This window comes from Photorhabdus thracensis (assembly GCF_001010285.1).
Classification (GTDB): Bacteria; Pseudomonadota; Gammaproteobacteria; order Enterobacterales; family Enterobacteriaceae; genus Photorhabdus; species Photorhabdus temperata.
In genome coordinates, this window is record NZ_CP011104.1 from 2,454,641 (window position 1) to 2,470,957 (window position 16,317).

General features: G+C 45.4%; 12 protein-coding genes, 1 tRNA gene and 3 pseudogenes. 6 read left to right on the forward strand and 10 right to left on the reverse strand.

All coding sequences use genetic code 11. The features are described 5' to 3' along the window. Positions 1 to 8 precede the first annotated feature (8 nt). Both VY86_RS10625 and pepA read right to left on the reverse strand, forming a co-directional pair. A complete protein-coding gene (locus VY86_RS10625; protein WP_046974919.1) occupies positions 9 to 458 on the reverse strand; it encodes a DNA polymerase III subunit chi in 450 nt (149 codons plus the stop codon). Positions 459 to 520: 62 nt separating this feature from the next. After that, positions 521 to 2,041, reverse strand: a complete 1,521-nt coding sequence (gene pepA / locus VY86_RS10630) for a leucyl aminopeptidase (RefSeq protein WP_046974920.1) — start codon at positions 2,039 to 2,041, stop codon at positions 521 to 523. A 291-nt stretch (positions 2,042 to 2,332) separates the two neighbouring features. On the opposite strand from pepA, the gene lptF reads away from it, so the two are divergent. Together lptF and lptG are read left to right on the forward strand one after the other, a co-directional pair. Further along, positions 2,333 to 3,433 carry an LPS export ABC transporter permease LptF gene (lptF, locus tag VY86_RS10635; protein WP_046974921.1) on the forward strand — a complete coding sequence of 367 codons (1,101 nt, stop codon included), beginning with the start codon at positions 2,333 to 2,335 and terminating at the stop codon, positions 3,431 to 3,433. After that, positions 3,433 to 4,509, forward strand: coding sequence for an LPS export ABC transporter permease LptG (lptG, locus tag VY86_RS10640; RefSeq protein WP_046974922.1), 1,077 nt, complete (start codon positions 3,433 to 3,435; stop codon positions 4,507 to 4,509). The genes lptF and lptG overlap by 1 nt, the downstream gene beginning before the upstream one ends. 111 nt (positions 4,510 to 4,620) lie before the next feature. Here lptG and ampH read toward each other — a convergent pair whose 3' ends face one another. Further along, a complete protein-coding gene (gene ampH, locus VY86_RS10645) occupies positions 4,621 to 5,838 on the reverse strand; it encodes a D-alanyl-D-alanine-carboxypeptidase/endopeptidase AmpH (protein ID WP_046974923.1) in 1,218 nt (405 codons plus the stop codon). A gap of 497 nt (positions 5,839 to 6,335) precedes the next feature. Between ampH and VY86_RS10650 the strand changes: the two genes are divergently transcribed. Together VY86_RS10650 and VY86_RS10655 are read left to right on the forward strand one after the other, a co-directional pair. Continuing rightward, positions 6,336 to 6,420: transfer RNA gene (locus VY86_RS10650), tRNA-Leu, on the forward strand. A 164-nt stretch (positions 6,421 to 6,584) separates the two neighbouring features. Beyond that, on the forward strand, positions 6,585 to 7,847 hold the full coding sequence (locus VY86_RS10655; RefSeq protein WP_046974924.1) for a tyrosine-type recombinase/integrase: 1,263 nt from the start codon (positions 6,585 to 6,587) through the stop codon (positions 7,845 to 7,847). Between the two features lie 84 nt (positions 7,848 to 7,931). On the opposite strand, the gene VY86_RS10660 is transcribed toward VY86_RS10655, so the two are convergent. After that, a complete protein-coding gene (locus VY86_RS10660) occupies positions 7,932 to 8,183 on the reverse strand; it encodes a helix-turn-helix domain-containing protein (RefSeq protein ID WP_046974925.1) in 252 nt (83 codons plus the stop codon). A gap of 174 nt (positions 8,184 to 8,357) precedes the next feature. Between VY86_RS10660 and VY86_RS10665 the strand changes: the two are divergent. Beyond that, positions 8,358 to 9,398 (forward strand): annotated as a pseudogene (locus tag VY86_RS10665) (IS630-like element ISPlu16 family transposase). Positions 9,399 to 9,797: 399 nt separating this feature from the next. On the opposite strand, the gene VY86_RS25830 reads toward VY86_RS10665, so the two are convergent. From VY86_RS25830 to VY86_RS24720, 6 genes and pseudogenes are all read right to left on the reverse strand, one after another. Continuing rightward, on the reverse strand, positions 9,798 to 10,880 hold the full coding sequence (locus tag VY86_RS25830) for a helicase RepA family protein (protein ID WP_238591669.1): 1,083 nt from the start codon (positions 10,878 to 10,880) through the stop codon (positions 9,798 to 9,800). Positions 10,881 to 10,979: 99 nt separating this feature from the next. Next, positions 10,980 to 11,828, reverse strand: a pseudogene (locus VY86_RS25835) (primase-helicase zinc-binding domain-containing protein); the annotation flags it as partial. Beyond that, the gene (locus VY86_RS10680; RefSeq protein WP_046974928.1) at positions 11,809 to 12,432 is read right to left on the reverse strand and encodes an ash family protein; all 624 of its coding nucleotides are present in this window, start codon (positions 12,430 to 12,432) and stop codon (positions 11,809 to 11,811) included. The pseudogene VY86_RS25835 and the gene VY86_RS10680, both read right to left, overlap by 20 nt. Next, a complete protein-coding gene (locus VY86_RS10685) occupies positions 12,429 to 12,629 on the reverse strand; it encodes a helix-turn-helix transcriptional regulator (protein ID WP_036773792.1) in 201 nt (66 codons plus the stop codon). Before VY86_RS10685 ends, VY86_RS10680 begins: the two co-directional genes overlap by 4 nt. A 3-nt stretch (positions 12,630 to 12,632) precedes the next feature. After that, complete coding sequence (locus VY86_RS10690) at positions 12,633 to 13,511, reverse strand: integrase domain-containing protein (RefSeq protein ID WP_046974929.1); 879 nt, start codon at positions 13,509 to 13,511, stop codon at positions 12,633 to 12,635. Between the two features lie 15 nt (positions 13,512 to 13,526). Then, positions 13,527 to 13,721, reverse strand: a complete 195-nt coding sequence (locus tag VY86_RS24720; RefSeq protein ID WP_133148729.1) for a hypothetical protein — start codon at positions 13,719 to 13,721, stop codon at positions 13,527 to 13,529. 1,330 nt (positions 13,722 to 15,051) lie between these two features. Here VY86_RS24720 and VY86_RS10695 point away from each other — a divergent pair. Then, positions 15,052 to 16,305: pseudogene (locus VY86_RS10695) on the forward strand (tyrosine-type recombinase/integrase). Positions 16,306 to 16,317 lie beyond the last annotated feature (12 nt).

A 16,317-nucleotide genomic window follows, 5' to 3' on the forward strand; every position in this document is an offset into this window, starting at 1 on the left:
CTTGATACTTAGTATGTTGGCGGCGTTGCCATGGTCAAATTAAAGCCGACGCTGCGATATGTTTTATATCGTTCACGCGCCAACTGTTTCAAATTTTCATCTATAGGAACGAAGTCTATCACTTCATGGAAAGCGGTGGCAAAGTCTGCAAAGTGCGGCAGCAGATTTATCAGGATATCACGGGGGGCATTTCCCCGTTTTTGTGGCCAACATAACTCAACCGGAGCGCCATATCTTGGCCCTTCACCCGCGAGGTTATGCGGGACGAACTGATGAGGTTCCCGTTGCCATAAAGCTTCATCTAACTTTTCTGCCTGTTGTTGATCTTTACAAGCAATCAGCACCCGCTTTCCTGCTCGCCATTGGTCAGCAGCAAGTTGACATGCCAGCCATTCGTGAGCCTGCAAATCCTCTTGAGGTGATGGCTGTTCCAGTAAATAAAACGTGGCACTTTTCATTAATGTCTCTGTTACGAAAAAAGGGCATTGTAAATGCCCTTTAATAAGCGGGGGAGATCAAATCAATCGTCGTTATTGATACCAGCATTGCCTGCACGATTTAACAGGAATTGCGACAGTAATGCAACCGGGCGGCCTGTTGCGCCTTTCGCTTTACCTGAACGCCATGCAGTACCGGCGATATCTAGATGTGCCCAATGATATTTTGTGGCGAAGCGGGACAGGAAGCAGGCCGCGGTAATTGCACCACCCCCACTGCCACCGGTATTTGCCAGATCGGCGAAATTAGAATCGATTTGCTCAAAAAACTCATCGGTCATTGGCAGGCGCCATGCGCGATCACCTGATTGTTCAGAAGCATTTAGCAGCTCATGAGCCAGTGGATTATGGTTGGATAGTAATCCACTGTAATGATTACCGAGAGCAGTGATGCAAGCACCAGTCAGCGTGGCGATATCAATGACCAGTTCCGGATCAAAACGTTCAACGTAAGTTAATGCATCACACAGAACCAGCCGGCCTTCCGCATCAGTATTGAGCACTTCGACAGTCTGACCAGATAGGGTGGTTAAAATATCTCCTGGGCGGTAAGCACGGCCCCCAGGCATATTCTCACAACCTGCCATGACACCGATAACATTGAGTGGTAGTTGCAACTCAGCAACCACACGCATAACGCCATAAACTGTTGCGGCACCACACATATCGTATTTCATCTCATCCATGCCGCCCGCAGGTTTGATTGAAATACCACCGGAGTCAAAAGTCAGGCCCTTGCCAACCAGGATAATGGGTTTGGCATTTTTATCCCGACTGCCTTTATATTCCATGACTGACATTAGAGATTCATTCTGAGAACCCTGACCAACAGCCAGATAGGCGTTCATTCCCAGCTCTTTCATCTGCTCTTCACCAATGACTTTGGTTGTAATGTGGCTATTGGCAGAATCTGCGAGTTGGCGTGCCTGAGAGGCTAGGTAAGCTGCGTTACAGATATTTGGTGGCATATTGCCAAGATCTTTGGCCGCTTTGATACCGGCAGCAATAGCAAGGCCGTGTTGAATTGCACGTTCACCGCTAGTCAGTTCCCGGCGAGTCGGAACATTGAAGACCATTTTACGCAGTGGGCGACGTAACTCATTTTTATTACTTTTAAGCTGGTCGAAAACGTAGAGAGACTCTTTGGCTGTTTCTACCGCCTGGCGTACTTTCCAGTAATTATTGCGGCCTTTAACATGCAACTCTGTTAAGAAGCAGACCGCTTCCATTGAACCTGTTTCATTAAGGGTGTTGATCGTTTTATGGACAATCTGTTTATACTGACGTTCATCCAGTTCGCGCTCTTTACCGCAGCCGATGAGCAAAATACGTTCAGATAACACATTGGGAACATGATGCAGCAGCAGAGATTGACCAACTTTTCCTTCCAGTTCACCACGGCGCAGCAAAGCGCTGATATAACCATCACTTATTTTATCGAGCTGTTCGGCAATAGGGGAAAGGCGGCGGGGTTCGAAAACGCCGACAATGATACACGCACTGCGTTGTTTCTCCGGGCTACCGCTTTTTACACTAAATTCCATGCGTTCTCCTGAATCTTAAAGACAAAGACGGACGCTATCGTTAAAATATAGCGTTCCGCATTAATCTACCCCATAGAAAGTTCACTCTTTATGTTAAGCTAAACGTACTACTTAATAATTGTTTAGCTAACTATTTAAGTATGTTCTGATTGGGAACCTAAATAAATATGAAATGCTTCGAGAACATTTTAGCAATAGGGAAGCCAAACTGATGCATATAATAAATAGTAGATATACAATGAAGTTAGCCATTTTCCTGCAAAAAGACAAGTTTTCACAGGCGTAATAAGCGTGATCATCATTAGATATCTGGTACGGGAAACCCTGAAAAGCCAAGTTGCGATACTCTTTATCCTTTTACTGATCTTTTTCTGTCAAAAATTAGTAGAAATTCTGGGTGCAGCAGTGGAAGGAAACGTCCCGGCAAATTTGGTTTTATCCTTGTTAGGGCTGGGTGTGCCTGAAATGGCGCAGCTTATTTTACCCCTGAGCCTTTTTCTTGGGGTGTTGATGACGTTCAGCAAACTCTATATTGAAAGTGAAATTACTGTTATGCATGCGTGTGGCTTGGGCAAACGCGTGTTGGTGGTTTCGGCACTTATCTTGGCGTTGTTGACTTCCGCGCTGGCTGCGGTGAATGTTATTTGGGCAATGCCGTGGTCCTCAGTATATCAGGAGCATGTGCTGGCTGACGCCAAGGCTAACCCAAGCTTGGCGGCGATAATGGAAGGAAGATTCAAACCTTCTAATAACGGCAATTTGGTGCTCTATATTGGTAACGTGCACGGCGACAAATTCGAAAATGTATTTCTTGCCCAGCTTCGTCCGGTTGATAACCAGCGCCCTTCAGTTGTGATCTCGGATGGCGGTCATATGGTGGAACGGCCTGATGGTAAACAGATGGTTGTCCTTAACCACGGTACCCGTTACGAAGGTACTGCAATGCTGCGGGATTTCAGAATTACCGAATTCAATGATTATCAGGCAGTTGTTGGGCATCAGGCTTCGACTGTAGATGGTGATAAAATTGAACAAAAGTCCATGACTCAGTTATGGCAAAATGATGATAAAGATTCCCGCGCTGAGTTCCATTGGCGCTTGACCTTGGTGCTCTCGGTATTGATTATGACGATGATGGTTGTGCCGTTAAGTGCGGTGAACCCACGCCAGGGCCGGGTACTCAGCATGTTGCCTGCAATGCTGCTTTACCTGATCTTCTTCTTACTGCAAAGCTCCCTGCGTTCTAACGGTAGCAAGGGCAAATTGGATCCGATGATCTGGATGTGGACGGTTAACGGGGCTTATCTGATGCTGGCGCTGATTCTCAATACTTGGGATACCGTACCGATGCGTAGGATTCGGGCTCGTTTCAAAGGTAGAGGAGTAGCCTGATGTTTGGTGTATTGGATCGTTATATTGGGCGGACTATTCTACAAACCATTCTGATGACACTATTTATGCTGGTATCACTCTCCGGCATTATTAAGTTTGTTGACGAGTTGAGAAGAGTGGGGCGGGGGGAATATACCACTCTTTCCGCTGGTCTTTATGCTTTGCTGAGTGTGCCGAAAGATATTCAAATATTCTTCCCGATGGCAGCTTTACTTGGGGCTTTACTGGGGCTTGGCACGCTGGCAACCCGCAGCGAGCTGGTGGTTATGCAGGCTTCTGGTTTTACCCGTATGCAGGTTGCTGGCTCAGTCATGAAAACGGCAATTCCGCTGGTGATCCTGACTATGGTTATTGGTGAATGGGTTGCGCCACAAGGTGAACAGATGGCACGTAACTACCGGGCTCAGAAGATATTTGGTGGTTCTTTGGTTTCAACAACCAAAGGCATGTGGGCGAAAGACGGGGCTGATTTTATCTACATCCAGCAGTTAACGAGTGATACAGAGATTAAAGGCGTCAATATCTATCATTTTGATGATGATAAAAAACTACTCTCTGTAAGATATGCTGCCAGTGCTGTTTATGATGAAGATAGTGACTTGTGGAAGCTTTCCCAAGTGGAAGAATCTGACCTGACAGACAGCAAAAAAATCACGGGATCACAGAGTATCTCTGGTGACTGGAAAACCCGGCTGACACCACAAAAATTGGGTGTTGTCGCGCTCGATCCTGACGCGCTTTCCATCAGTGGCTTGTATCAGTACATCAAGTATCTCAAACAGAGTGAGCAGGAATCAGGGCGTTATCAATTGAATATGTGGAAAAAGATATTTGCCCCACTTTCAGTTGCGGTAATGATGTTGATGGCGCTCTCTTTCATCTTCGGACCGCTGCGTACCGTACCGATGGGTGTTAAGATAGTAACGGGGATCAGTTTTGGCTTCTTATTTTATGTCCTCAACGAGATCTTTGGCCCGCTGAGTCTGGTTTACAGTATGCCGGCAGTTCTGGCAGCGCTGCTACCAAGTTTTCTGTTCCTTATTGTGAGTGTTTATTTACTGCTTAAGAGACAGTAACTTTTAGCAATCGTGGTGCGGGTGATAGGAACCAGATATTAGAGAAGCCGCAGGGATGGAGAACTAAGCGGGAAACTCCATCCTAGGTATCTCGATTTATAAAACTCGGATTCAAACTTGTTTGTGATTCCTCGACAATGCAGTTACCAGTTGATTAACCCCGGTCGTTACACTGCTGAACTTACTGCGTTGCTTTCGGGTAATCACCACAAATACTCCGATATTTTGCTCGGGGATCATTGCCATATACGTATTGAACCCACCGCCGCCACCGGTTTTCTGATAAATGCCCGGTACATCACCACGGGCGTTCATGTAAACCCAGCCAAGGCCGATGCCATCTGCCTGACCGGCAACATCCATCCCTTTAATTGAAGCCAGAGCGGAACGCTTAAAATAAACTCCCTGCTCGCGGCTGGCGGTCTGCTTACGTAACTGACTGTTTGATGACAAAAACTGCTGCATCCAGCGCTGCATATCTCTTGGCGTTGAATAAATTCCACCACTACCCGCAGCTGCAACAGTATTAAGGCATGGGCTGGATTTATCACTTTCCATCAGACGGGCGCACTGAGAGCGGCTTGGTGTCAGTGTCGTGTCTTTCATGTAATAAGGGCCGGTGATCTTATCGTGCAACAGGCGGGTATATGGCTTACCTGCGGCCTTAGCGAGCGCATCCGCTAATAAATCGTAAGCCAGATTGGAATAGGATACCGTTGTACCTGGAGATACATCTAATTGAGCTGTTTTCAACCAAGTCCAGCGATTGGCTTGTGTAGGCCAGACAAAAACAGGGCGTCCCCATTGACCTCCCGGCTGTTCACGAGGTAAACCACTGGTATGGCTTGCCAGGTGGAACAACCGGATAGGCTGAAGAGGGCTGTATTGAGGCACTCTCACGCCATAATAGCTGTAATCCTGCAATGGGTCGGTGGAACGCAGAACCTTATCCTCTTCCAGCTTGATCATAATCTCACTGGTCATCAGCTTAGTCAGCGAGGCGATGCGGATAACTGAATCAGGCTTAGGACGGATGCCGTTTCCCGGACGGGTTTCACCGAAGCTGCGGTAAACCGCCTGATTATTATCAATCACCACCATTGCCATGCCTTGGGCATTGCTGCCATTGAAAATATCCTGCGCGTACTGATCAACCAATTGCGAAGCTAGCTTTTTAGTTCTCGCGTTTCCTTCAAACACCTCCCATTTCAATGGTTGTTTCTTCGGTTGCAGAAACTTTGGCGAATAGGTTTTATCGGAAGAAGAACAAGCTGCGAGAGCCAACACCATGGCAGAAACAGGGAAGATCTTAAAAAACTGTTTATTCATTTTGAATTAACCAATTGGCATACTTCCAGTGAACTCATGGACAGGATAGAGATATCGAAATACGGTTACTTATTCTTTTTAAACAGCATCATCAACGCGCCAATGATAATGCCCAAAAAGATACCGGCCCCAATCCAGCTAATAATCGTCATAACCATTTACCTCATAGTGAATTATCATCCAGATTATATAAGGTGATTATAAGTTGTCTATCGGCGTCAGGTGTTTCAGCCAACTATGGTGATATAAAACTGTTTTAGGGTGTTTATCCGGTTGTGAACTGGTGCTTAGTTGGAGATTTATTTCAGACTGAAAGGATATTGCTGAGTATGTTTTATACTCATGCGGGCCTTTTGTGTTTAAGAATTGAGCGTTAATTTGTATTGAATAGATGAAAATGATCTTTTTTTCGACACTTAAACTGAATCAGTAGGATAATTATTGCTAACAGATCACTGACAGGTATAATGGCCCCGTTCTCCGCATACTACTTCAGTGCCGAAGTGGCGAAATCGGTAGACGCAGTTGATTCAAAATCAACCGCCTTCGGGTGTGCCGGTTCGAGTCCGGCCTTCGGCACCATGACTATGTTCATAGCAGTTCACCAAAGTCCACTTATCCAAGAAAACTCCTTATAAATCAAATAAAATAGTCTATCAAGGTCTATTATCGTCCGTTGCAATCCACATATCTGTGGGGGCATAATTGGGGGCATCTTCCGATTCGATTAATAATGTGCCCCCAACATGAAACTCAATGCCAGGCAAATAGAGGCAGCAAAGCCAAAAGATAAAGCCTATAAACTCGCTGATGGTGGCGGGTTGTATCTGGAAATTACTCCGAGAGGTTCAAAATACTGGCGTATGAAATACCGCCGACCTACTGATAAAAAAGAAGACAGGTTAGCATTTGGGGTTTACCCGGTAATTTCTCTTGCTGATGCCAGAGCTAAACGTGATGAGGCTAAAAAACTGATAGCTAGTGGTATAGATCCCAAAGCAACACAGAAAAAGACACAAGCTGAGGCATCAGGCGAATTCAATTTTGAAACTATTGCTAGGAAATGGCACTCCAGTAATAAGCGGTGGGGTGACTATAACCGGGCGCGTGTACTGCGCAGCCTTGAACAATACATCTTTCCTCATATTGGTAAAATTGATATCCGTCAGTTAAAGACTAGCCATCTATTAGTACCTATCCGAATGGTGGATGATGCAGGAAAGCATGATGTAGCTCAACGGCTCCAACAGCGGGTAACTGCTATCATGCGCTATGCTGTACAAAATGACATTATCGACAGTAATCCGGCTATAGATATGGCCGGGGCGCTGACCATGCCTAAAACTAAACATTATCCTGCATTGCCATCCAATTGCTTTCCTGAATTATTGGAACGTATAAGTCATTACCGTGGCAGGAAAATTACACGTTTAGCGGTGGTACTGACTTTACTCACTTTTGTGCATTCTAGTGAGTTACGTTTTGCACGATGGGATGAAATTGACTTTAATAGTTCAGTGTGGGAGATACCTGGTCAACGAAATCCAATCGAAGGAGTTCGTTATTCTTACCGTGGCATGAAAATGAAATCAGCCCATATTGTGCCGTTGAGTAATCAGGCAATAGATATCTTACAGCAACTTAAAGAGCTTAGTGGGGACAATGAACGGCTTTTTCCCGGCGACCATGATCCTAATAAAGTTATGAGTGAAAATACGGTAAATAATGCATTACGAGTGATGGGATATGATACAAAAACGGAAGTATGCGGGCATGGTTTCAGAGCGATGGCTTGTAGCGCTTTAGTTGAATCAGGGCTATGGTCAAAAGATGCAGTTGAAAGACAAATGAGCCACACAGAGCGTAATGGTGTCCGAGCTGCTTATATCCATACATCTGAACATTTGGAGGAACGGCGATTAATGATACAATGGTGGGCGGATTATTTGGATCAATGTAAAAAAGAATTTATTGCTCCTTACGTTTTCTCAAAGAAAAATAGTAAATAGTCATATAAAAACACATTAATTCACTGTGTAAGAAAGCCCACTTTGAATAGTGGGCAATAGATGTCTTGAGTTAATAATGTTTTTTTAAGAATTATAAAGTCTCTCTGGTATGGATATTTTAATGCCGTTATTTTCATAACGGGAAGGCCAGATAATTTCAGGCGGAACTCCTAACGCATCAGAAATAATTCTTTCTCCTTTAGGCCAGTGGCGTGTCAGTGCATTTGCTAGTGTGGATGAAGCCAGTCCAACGCTCCTTGATAAAGCGGCTAATGTTATTCCTTTCTTTTTCAGTCCGGCAATAATATCGGCTGGATGCCAATCCTGTTGAATCATATTTTATATTTCCCTGAGTGGTGACATAAAATAATTATCCTTTCATGGACTCTATCTGTAAATAGTTAAAGTTAAATAACTTTTCAAAATAATAGATCACTTGGAGGGAACTCAGTCCGATTTTTGCGATCTGATCAATTGCGAAAAATCCCAAACCCCAACACGGACTGAGTGATGCCTATCATAGCACCTATACCTCAAGATGAATGCCAGAAAATGAGAAAACTTATCCATAAAACCCGTGATAAGAACTATTCCCGTCGATTAACGGCGTTATTGATGCTCAATGAAGGATTGACAGTGACTTATGTCGCCAAGACCCTTCATGCCGCACGCTCTTCCGTCAATCGTTGGGTTCAGTGGTTTACATTATATGGGCTGGAAGGACTCGAAAGTTTACCCGTTGGCCGACCTGTTGTCTGGGATCTCTCCCCACTCTATAACCTCTTACTTTTCTTATTACAGCAATCCCCCCAAAAGTTAGGCTATCTCCGCTCTCGCTGAAGCCTTGAACTCATGACTCATACCCTCAATGAATTACTCAACCTCTCTCTGACGCAAAATGTCCTTTATCGTTACTTTGCTCAGGTGGGGATTGTCTGGCGTAGAGCGGCACCCACAGTGAAACAACCTGATCCCGAATACGATGAGAAAATGGCAAAGATCGCGGAAGCCAAAGCGAACATTTCAGAAAAACATCCCGTTTTTTATGAAGATGAGGTGGATATTGATTTAAACCCGAAAATCGGCGCGGACTGGTGCTTCAAAGGACAACAAAAACGGGTTATCACCCCGGGAAAAAACGAAAAACATTACCTTGCGGGCTGCCTTAATGCCCAAACAGAGCAAATCACCTATGTTAAAGGAATAAAAAAGAATTCTGATTTATTTATCAAAATGTTAGATGAACTGAATCATCAATATCCCCATGCGGAAACCCTCACATTAATCTTAGATAACTACTGTATTCATAAAAGTCAGAAGGTAAAGGACTGGCTGGCACGACATCCAAAATTTACCCTGTTGTTTTTACCGGTCTATTCACCGTGGCTAAATAAAATAGAACGGTTATGGCAATCGCTCCATGAGACAATAACGCGAAATCATTGTTGTCAATTTATGTGGCAGTTACTGAATTATGTTGATGCCTTTTTGGCATCGTTTTCATCACAGCAAAAGCCAGGAAGACAAAAAATGGGTGTAGCACAATTATGAAATCTTATTTAAAAAACACCATTATTTTATTACTTCCCCCATTTAAATAAAACTCCCCCACTGATTACCCATTTTATTTTTCTTTAAATAAAGAGAAGATGATTTTCTAATTATAAAATAATGTGAGTACTCTATTGGACGTTAATAAATGGGATGGTGTTAAGCATACATTATGAATGAATTAAATAGCTCTATACCGACAGAAGGAAAATACCTACTCTTCCCCCATTTTGTCCCCCACGATATATGGATTTTTATTGCCCCCACATTGATATTATTAAAATCGCTTAAAGCCAGACAGAATAAGGGTTTCACGTGCTTCCCCCATTTAGGTGAGCTTAATAAGTGGTAAGTGGGGAGCATTGCTGGATTTTTGACAATATCCCCCACATTTACCATTTATTCCCCCATATTAGAGTGGCGTTGATTAATGCGGATATCTTCACCCAACACGGTCAATAATCCATCATTTTCCAGTTTGTCCAGCCAGCGGCTGAATTTCTTTGATACATCAATGCCTTTCGCTCGTAAGTCATCCCGCACCTGTGATTTTGTGCAGGAATCGCTTTGGGCTGTTCGGTTACGAATAGATTCCCATAGTGCCAGATGATTGCCTGACAGACGCCGGACATGGGCCAGTGCCATATCACCAGCTGCGGCATCCTGCGGTTGTCTGGGCTGATCTGACAACACCAGAGAGGTAATCTCTTCGCCGTCTTCATCAATACAAATGCTGACCGGATACAAGTCATAAGCGACTTGTGGCGGTTCATCAGCATCTTTCATTTTGGTACAGCTTAATATCAGCGCTTCTTTATCATTTTCACGGCGGATATTAAACTCCGCATCCAGTGCTGCCCGAAAGGCGCTGGAGCCTCTTGCGCCTTTATCTTGGTCTTTGCCGGAATGGTGCACAACAAGCACGGTGGCGTTTGTTTTGGCTTTGATATAGTCGCAACCCTGAATAAATGCGCCCATATCTTTAGCGGTGTTTTCGTCCGAGCCGCCAAAACAGTGGGCGAGGGTGTCCAGTACAATCAGACGGACAGGCAATCCGGTTTCCTGTTCGACATCTTTCGCTGCACAAATCACTTGCTCAGCACTTTCCTGACTAGCAGGAAACACCGGGCAGTCTATACGGTAAAGGGCATCTATCGGGCTGTTATCGTTCAGGCTGCTTTCCCATGCCCGGATACGACGCGGAACTCCCAGACCACCTTCACCGACCACATAAACCACCGCTCCCCGATTGACGCGTTTACCTGCCCATGCTTTACCCGTGGCGATATGATATGCCCAGGACACCGCCAAAAAAGATTTATAAGAACCACTGGGGCCGTAAATACTGGCTAAGGCGTTACTGGGCAAATGGCCTTTAATCAGATAATCCTGATGAGTATCAAAGCCCTCAGAACCTCTGCGTAAAGGTAATGATGTGCTGTAGGCCGTGGGGAGACGAGTCACAGAAAGGGAACCGGTGATTTTACCGGTCTGGTGATAAAAGGTTGTTCGGGTTGCTTCATCACCATATTGCTTACGGTAATCATCCCAGTCAGCTTGATAGTCTGTTGGTGGCAGTGCAACCTTTCCCTGTATTGCATTCGCGGCCTGTTCCGCCTTAATTTTTCCTGTGTTCTTTTCATCTGCATCAACATCATTATCCCCTGCGATAATAAAAACACCTTGCGGATGTTGCGCTTTAAGCGCTTTTGCTACATTGAGCAGGTTATTAGCGGAAATGGCGGCATAGATTGCACTGTTTCGGCTAATAACGGCCAGTGATAAGCCAGTGGCATAACCTTCTGTGATGATAATGTCATCATAAGAATCGGGTTCATGGACAACAGCAAAAGCCCCTTTTAACTGACTGCCGGGTAATAATCGCTTGCTGCCGTCAGGGTGAATCAATTGGGCACCGCAATATTCTCCGGCAATATTAACCAGTGGTAACACCAAGGTATTTTCTGGAAAAATCACATTGCCTGTTTTTTGACAGTAAGCCGGTGGGAACAAAAAAACACGTTCAGCTAAACTCTTGCGAATTAAATAAGGGCTGGCGCCCTTAATACACTGACTTAATAACGAATTGACCCGTTCAGCAATCGGCACTTGAATAACAGAGGCTTTTTTTCTGGCTGGCGCCGTTGACGGGAGTTCTGACAACTCAGATATCCACCTTGCCGCCTCAATTAATTGACAGCCTTTAAATTTTGCCAATAAATCCAGTCCATCTCCATGACCGCATTTAGCCCGATTACAAATCCATGTACCATTACCGTTTTTATCATCAAATCGGAACCGGTCTTTCCCACCGCACATGGGACAAGGCCCATGACGATTATTGGCGGGCACAACAATGCCTGCCTGAGACAGGATCGCGGGCCAGCGGTGGCGGGATTGCCGGACAATATCAGAAATGAAGGAGGGCATGGCTTTCCTCCTCTGTGGTTTCTCCAACCAGCATTTTACTGAGCAGTTCAATACGTTCCCATAAAACGAAAGTCAGGATTTCCTTAAATGCGAGATTATTTTGCTCAATAATACTGTTGATAAGTGCCCGGCAATGGTCGAGTACTTCTTCTGAGTTTTCAGGGCGGTAATCATGCATAAAACACCCCTGCCAGAGAAAAAGCCTTAGAAAGAGAGAATAGCTGACGTTGTAGATAAAATAGCCAGTCTTGGGGTGGTAGGTAGAGGTTAAGAGGGGGTATAGCCATAAGGCAGCCTCCATTGTGTGCGAACTATCGCTACCACCAGAGACGCTAACCTCAAGGGTGGCAGCCCAGACAGGGTTAGCGTTACCGGACACAATGGAAACCGGCGCTTCTTTCGAAGCCCCTGCCTGAGCCACCATAGACAACAGGTGTACAAAAGCACCAGCATTGAATAGCCTAAAACAGGCGTGTAATGCTGCCATCATGTTAATCGGAACGCTAACTCCGGCTGCGGATTTTGCCGCAGCGCGTGAACTATACCTCAGTAATTTACTGATTATCAACTTATAATTAAGGTGAAAAGCCTCATTCAGACTCATCCCTGTGTTTCCTCGCGGTTGTTGATTTTATTGATAATCCATTCATCAATTTCTTTTTCTACCCATGCTACTGAGCGTGCTCCCAGACTGACAGATTTAGGGAATTCCCCTTGCTGCATCAAATGGTAAATCCATGATTTCTTTAAACCGACTTTTTTCATGACATCCGCCAGACGTATTAAGGTTGTCTCTGCCATTTCTCAATCCTCCTTTTGACTGTAAACTCGTTCAACATAACGCCCGCGACCATCACCATGACCTAAATCCATTGAGACTAAAGCCCTGGCTTCCTGACGAGTAAAATCGCTTTCTTGGTAAAACCTCAGCGCATCCTGTGCCCATGCGTAGCGCAAACTATGTGGGGCATAACAGCCGGTTAATCCCAGATGAGCGGTATGGGCACGCCAGTAGTTCATCGCTCGTTTGAGATCGGGTTTATCAATCAGCCTGCCGCCGCGCTGCTCTGCAATTTCAATGGCTCTATCAACCGCTTTTTTCACAGCGTCCACATTCAGTACACGAGTTTGTCTGGGGCGGCCGCCTTTAGTACCAAAAACTACATGGAGCTTAGGCTCTGGCTGATTAAGCTGTTTTTGCCAGCTTTTCAGCGAAGCACAACACTGAACGGCTTCCTGAGAACGTAGCCCCATCAAACGGGTAAGCTGGAGGGTGATTGCCAGTCCGGCATCGTATTTTGCTGCTTTCTGATAAATAGCCTGAAAAAGTACATCAGGAATGGCTTGTTTTGTCCCTGCACGACTGGCGCCACTCAGTCCCAATGCCTGATTACTCAATCGGGGAGAGGTACTTAACTTCGTCCGGCCTGCCAGAAGAAAGATATGGCGGAGCGCCGACATTTCATTTTGCAGGGTGCGTTTGGCTATGCCCTGAGACAGTCGGGCATGGATATAACTTTCAATGTGTTTGGTCTTTAAATAGTTGAGGCTTTTCACCTGAATATTCAGTTTCAACAAAAACTCACCTAGCCGCCTCGCTATCCGAATGCGGTCATGACAGGTTTTATGACTGCCTCCAGCCTGCCGGGCAAAGGTCTGCATTTCCCTGACTAATCGACTCATATCACTCCTTATTTTTCACCTGATAACATTAAATCTCTGGCGCGCGACAGTTCTGACAAAACAGGGGTTATCTGCTTTGCCCTTGAACGATACCTGTGCGCCAGAGTGAACGCTGTTGAGGTATTGTGGGGTATCGGTTTGAGTACGCTGTACTACCGCCTGCATAGGCAGGTTATCCCCTCTGGCAAAAGCCAGCCTCGGTATCGTCAAGCTCTCCTTTTTGATGGTGTTTTAATCTTAATTAGCAGTGACAGAAGCACTGATTTGTTGAGCAGGCATACGCCTGTAATGTGGATGTTACCTTTATGTGGCGGCGTCACTTTCAGCGGTAAACCGGCGAAAAGTGACGCCTGAACATCGGAGTCAGTAAACAGAAGCAGGGCAGGTGCTTGCTGATGCCTGATGGCATAGCAAAGTGTTGCCCGTAGTAGTGTAAAACTGTCGCAATATGCTGATATTGAGAAATAGCCTACCTGACCGCCTGATAACTCAGGCAGCAGTTAGTTAAGGTGTGAGCCAGGCAAACCGGATGCTTTAGCTTACGTAAATGAAATGAGGCTAAACTCGTGGCTTAATCTCATTAGAGCGAAAGGCAGGTAAAGCTGTCCTGTCTGACGATTGGATATAAGAAGAACTCGCTTCCTCCAGGATAGAAGACCCGTGAGTGAGTTAAATGTATAAATGCACCTTCATCGCTTTCATTTCGCGATCCCCACTTTCAAAGGATAAGCGGGGTTATCAGCCTCATGCTATCTGACGGCCTTCTCTTTTCAGATCAGGGAGAATTTTAGGTATGGTCGCTCGAAAGCGCTTCTTCACAGACCTTTTAGAAGCATTGAGTGCTGTCAATGGCAGCAATAGCGGATCACTCGAAAGCGTTTCCTCACAGATCCCTCGGAAACATTGGCGGCTGTCGATGACAGCAATTAAGTGTAGCAAGGTTAGCGCAGGATGTAACACGTAGCAATAGGGAACAGATAATTTAATCAGTTAGTTAGACTATTGATTAGATACGCTGACGAAATCAGCTTACTGATGACTATAACATGGGTGTTTTCTAGCTGACGCGCTACGCTTGTCTTCTCTTAGTTGACTTGTTAAAAAATTTAACAAGTCAACTAAGAGAATTGAAAAAACACAGAGTTATCTTGTATCTCAAATGAAATAAAATCACACCATATCTGTTGTATTAATTTTTCATTTAAATTTAATTAGTTACATGAAGTAGTAGTAAATAATTTTTTGTTTGGGGGCATAAAAAGGGGCATCATAATAATGTTTTTTAATAAATTTTTTTAAAAACAATATGTTACTTTATTATTCGAGTCCGGCCTTCGCACCAGCGGAACATCAATGGACGTCAACTGACGTCTTTTTTTGTGCCTGAAATCCAGTATCTGCAAGGCTTTCCTCGCTTTTTCACTCAACCTAAGTCAACCTGATTCAATCTACATCAACTTACTGATGCGGGTACAACTGCGGGTATATTCCGGTTCGATAATGTTTGTACCCACACAGAACCCTTGAAAGGATACTCATCATGGCTCTGTGTGATGTGAAGGTTCGTACCGCCAAGCCTGAAGCAAAAGCCTATAAGCTTACTGACGGCGAAGGCATGGTATTGCTGGTTCACCCTGAACGGCTCCAAATACTGGCGATTACGTTATCGCTTCGGCGGTAAAGAAAAGATGCTGGCGCTGGGGAAATACCCTGAGGTTTCGCTGGCGGATGCCAGAGCTCGGCGTGATGAAGCGCGTAAGCTGTTAGCTAACGGCGTTGATCCCAGTGAGAACAAGAAAGCCGTTAAGGTAGAGCAAGAGCAGGAAGCGATAACTTTTGAAGTAGTCGCCAGAGAATGGCACGCCAGTAATCAAAAATGGTCTGTATCGCATAGTGCTCGTGTACTGAAGAGCCTGGAGGATAATCTGCTATCGGTAAGCGGAACATTGCGGAACTGAAGACGCGAGATCTACTTGTACCTATCAAAGCGGTGGAGTCATCCGGTCGTCTTGAAGTCGCCGCCCGTTTACAGCAACGAACTACAGCAATCATGCGTTTTGCCGTGCAGAGCGGCTTAATCGACTATAACCCCGCGCAAGAGATTGCCGGTGCGGTTGCAACTGCGAAAAGACAGCACCGTGCTGCTCTGGAACTTAACCGCATACCTGAATTACTTCATCGCATCGATCACTATTCTGGAAGACCATTAACCCGATTGGCTGTCGAACTCACCTTGTTAGTTTTTATTCGCTCAAGCGAGTTGCGTTTTGCCCGCTGGTCAGAAGTAGATTTTGAAACAGCTATGTGGACGATTCCGGGCGAATGCGAGCCTCTGGAAGGTGTTAAACACTCTCAACGTGGGTCGAAGATGCGGACTCCGCATCTTGTACCTTTGTCGAAGCAAGCTCTCGCCATTCTCCAGCAGATTAAAAGCCTGAATGGGAATCGTGAGCTGATCTTCGTGGGAGATCACGATCCGCGTAAGCCGATGAGTGAAAATACGGTGAACAAGGCTCTGCGGGTTATGGGCTATGACACGAAAACGGAAGTTTGTGGGCATGGTTTCAGGACAATGGCCTGTAGCTCACTGATTGAGTCGGGATTGTGGTCGAGGGATGCGGTAGAGCGGCAGATGAGCCATCAGGAACGTAGCTCTGTGCGTGCGGCTTACATCCATAAGGCGGAGCATTTGGGGGAACGCAGGCTAATGCTGCAGTGGTGGGCGGATTATCTGGATGTGAACCGGGGGAAGGGGATTAGTCCTTTTGATTTTAGGAAGCTAAACAGTGACTGATGGTTCTCCAAT

Coding starts and splice junctions, on each gene's coding strand:
- pepA (WP_046974920.1), bottom strand. CDS start 2,041: ATGGAATTTAGTGTAAAAAGCGGTAGCCCGGAGAAACAACGCAGTGCG.
- VY86_RS10660 (WP_046974925.1), bottom strand. CDS start 8,183: ATGATTCAACAGGATTGGCATCCAGCCGATATTATTGCCGGACTGAAA.
- VY86_RS10685 (WP_036773792.1), bottom strand. CDS start 12,629: ATGGCAGAGACAACCTTAATACGTCTGGCGGATGTCATGAAAAAAGTC.
- VY86_RS10655 (WP_046974924.1), top strand. CDS start 6,585: ATGAAACTCAATGCCAGGCAAATAGAGGCAGCAAAGCCAAAAGATAAA.
- lptG (WP_046974922.1), top strand. CDS start 3,433: ATGTTTGGTGTATTGGATCGTTATATTGGGCGGACTATTCTACAAACC.
- VY86_RS10625 (WP_046974919.1), bottom strand. CDS start 458: ATGAAAAGTGCCACGTTTTATTTACTGGAACAGCCATCACCTCAAGAG.
- ampH (WP_046974923.1), bottom strand. CDS start 5,838: ATGAATAAACAGTTTTTTAAGATCTTCCCTGTTTCTGCCATGGTGTTG.
- VY86_RS10690 (WP_046974929.1), bottom strand. CDS start 13,511: ATGAGTCGATTAGTCAGGGAAATGCAGACCTTTGCCCGGCAGGCTGGA.
- VY86_RS10680 (WP_046974928.1), bottom strand. CDS start 12,432: ATGAGTCTGAATGAGGCTTTTCACCTTAATTATAAGTTGATAATCAGT.